Below are 2,843 nucleotides of genomic sequence, written 5' to 3' on the forward strand. Positions count from 1 at the left end.
ATGCTGTTGTGTACGCAAACGAACAGACAAATGCAACTATATATGCATAGCTTGATAAATAAAAAAGTGTTACATAAATCAATAATAACTTAATTTCAGATGTTGATAAAGATATAATGCTTAGGACTTAATAAAAAAGTAATTTTATATTTATTTGGATAGATGAAAAATTAGATATAAAACAGTATTTTTTTATTAGTGCAGCGAAGTATTGAGTATACCGATTCGATATTGAAAAGCAGCAAAACTATGTTGCAAGCTTTTGCCTGAAAGTAAGCTTGGTACTGCTTTACAAAGAAAAGGTATTAGCGTTTGGCTAGTCAGAATTAATAATTTAAATAATGAGACAACTATGACAAGTGAAAAATCTCAAGTCAAAAACAACGGTGTCGGCAATGTTATTTCGCCCAAGCAGCGTAAAACAAAGCGATCGCAGTTAGCTGAAACGCAATCATCAAGTAGATCGCTGCTGAATTTAACTTCGTCTAATAAAAAAGTTCAATCAACAGAAACCTTTAAAGACACACCTGATATAGTTTGCCTATCTCATTTACGCTGGAATTTTGTTTATCAAAGACCACAACACTTACTAACTCGGTGCGCTCAAGGAAAGCGAGTCTTCTTTATTGAGGAGCCGATTTTTTCTCAAGAACCCTTGGGAAAATTGGACATCAACGAAGATTCTAGTGGAGTAGTTGTAGTTGTGCCACACCTGCAACAAGGTTTAAGCGAAGAAGCAATCAACGCAGATTTACAAGTACTAATTAATAATTTATTTGCAGAGCATAACATCAACAAATACATTTGTTGGTATTACACACCAATGGCGATCGCATTTACCCGCCACTTGCAACCCCAAGCCGTGGTGTACGATTGCATGGATGAATTATCTGCATTCCAGGGAGCATCACCCACTTTAAAGAATTACGAAGCCGAACTATTCAGCCGTGCAGACTTAGTATTTACAGGCGGACAAAGCCTTTACGAAAGTAAGGTGAACCAGCACCCCAACGTTTATGCCTTTCCCAGCAGTGTAGATGTCCCCCACTTTGGCCAGGCGAGAAATGTTCAAGAACCAGAAGATCAAGCTCATATTCCCCATCCTCGTCTTGGTTTCTTTGGCGTAATTGATGAACGGATGGATATTGAACTGCTTGCTGGTATTGCCGAAGCCCGTCCCGACTGGCATTTAGTAATTATTGGGCCAGTTGTCAAAATCGATCCAGCAAATCTGCCACAGCATGAAAATATCCATTATCTCGGTGGCAGAGATTATAAACAACTACCTGCTTATTTAGCAGGCTGGGACTTAGCAATGTTGCCGTTTGCGCGTAACGAGTCAACACGCTTTATTAGCCCTACCAAAACTCCAGAGTATCTTGCCGCAGGTAGACCTGTAGTATCTACCTCAATTCGAGATGTAGTGCGTCCTTACGGAGAGTCGAAGTTGGTGCGAATTGCAGACACAGTTTCTGAGTTCGTCATCGCCGCAGAACTTGCAATGCAAGAAGATACCCCAGCCTCAGAATGGTTGAGTCGAGTAGATGTCTTTTTAGAAAAGATTTCTTGGGATCGTACTTGGGCATCAATGATGAAGCTGATTGACTCTGCGATCGCAGCCCGTGATGCTGAAGACAAAGCTAACTCCACAGGTGCGGCTGGTAAACAAGCACCAAATATCATTACCAGAGATTTTGTCTTCGATTACTTGGTTGTCGGTGCTGGTTTTTCTGGTAGCGTCATTGCTGAACGTTTGGCAACTCAAGGTAAAAAAGTGCTGGTTGTAGACAAGCGCAATCACATAGGTGGCAATGCCTACGATCATTACAACGATGATGGCATTCTTGTACACAAATACGGCCCCCACATCTTTCACACCAATTCCCGCGAAGTTTTTGAATACCTCTCACGCTTTACTCAGTGGCGGTCTTACGAACATCGCGTCCTTGCCAGTGTAGACGGGCAACTTGTTCCGATTCCAATCAACCTTGACACCATCAACAAGCTGTATGGGATGAATCTCAATTCATTTGAGGTGGAAGAGTTTTATAAATCGCTTGCTGAACCCGTAGAATACATCCGCACTAGTGAAGATGTGGTGGTAAGCAAAGTTGGTCGAGTACTGTATGAAAAGTTTTTCCGAAATTATACCCGCAAACAATGGGGACTCGACCCATCGGAACTTGATAAATCAGTAATTGCCAGAATTCCCACACGGACTAATCGTGACGATCGCTATTTTACCGATAGCTACCAGGCGATGCCACTACACGGCTTTACCCGGATGTTCGACAATATGCTCAATCATCCGAACATCAAGGTAATGCTTAACACTGATTATCAGGAAATCCAAAAAGCTATACCTTGCCGCGAGATGGTTTACACTGGGCCGGTTGACGAATTCTTTGATTATCGCTACGGCAAATTACCGTATCGCTCACTTGATTTCAAGCATGAAACGCATAACACCTCTGTGTTTCAATCAGCGCCAGTAATTAACTATCCCAATGAACAGCTTTATACTCGTGTAACCGAGTTTAAATACTTGACTGGTCAGGAACATTCAAAAACTAGCATTGTTTACGAGTTTCCTCAAGCTGAGGGAGACCCTTATTATCCTGTACCGCGTCCTGAAAATAACGAAATGTACAAGCAGTATAAAGCGCTATCTGATACAACACCAGGAGTATATTTTGTGGGAAGGCTGGCGACCTACAAGTACTACAACATGGATCAATGTGTTGCTCAGGCTTTGTCTGTGTACAAACAAATTGCGGTTAAAGCTTAAATAATTCGTAATTCACGTCGTCCGTGTATACAAGTTAAATTACCCCCCTTAATCC

1 protein-coding gene is annotated in these 2,843 nt (G+C 41.6%); it reads left to right on the forward strand.

Annotated features, from left to right (window positions below):
* The first annotated feature begins 352 nt into the window (after positions 1-352).
* The gene (gene glf, locus IQ229_RS22225) at positions 353-2,788 is read left to right on the forward strand and encodes a UDP-galactopyranose mutase (RefSeq protein WP_194047459.1); all 2,436 of its coding nucleotides are present in this window, start codon (positions 353-355) and stop codon (positions 2,786-2,788) included.
* Positions 2,789-2,843 lie beyond the last annotated feature (55 nt).

Origin of the sequence: Nostoc cf. edaphicum LEGE 07299 (assembly GCF_015207245.1) — a bacterium.
GTDB lineage: Bacteria > Cyanobacteriota > Cyanobacteriia > Cyanobacteriales > Nostocaceae > Nostoc > Nostoc edaphicum_B.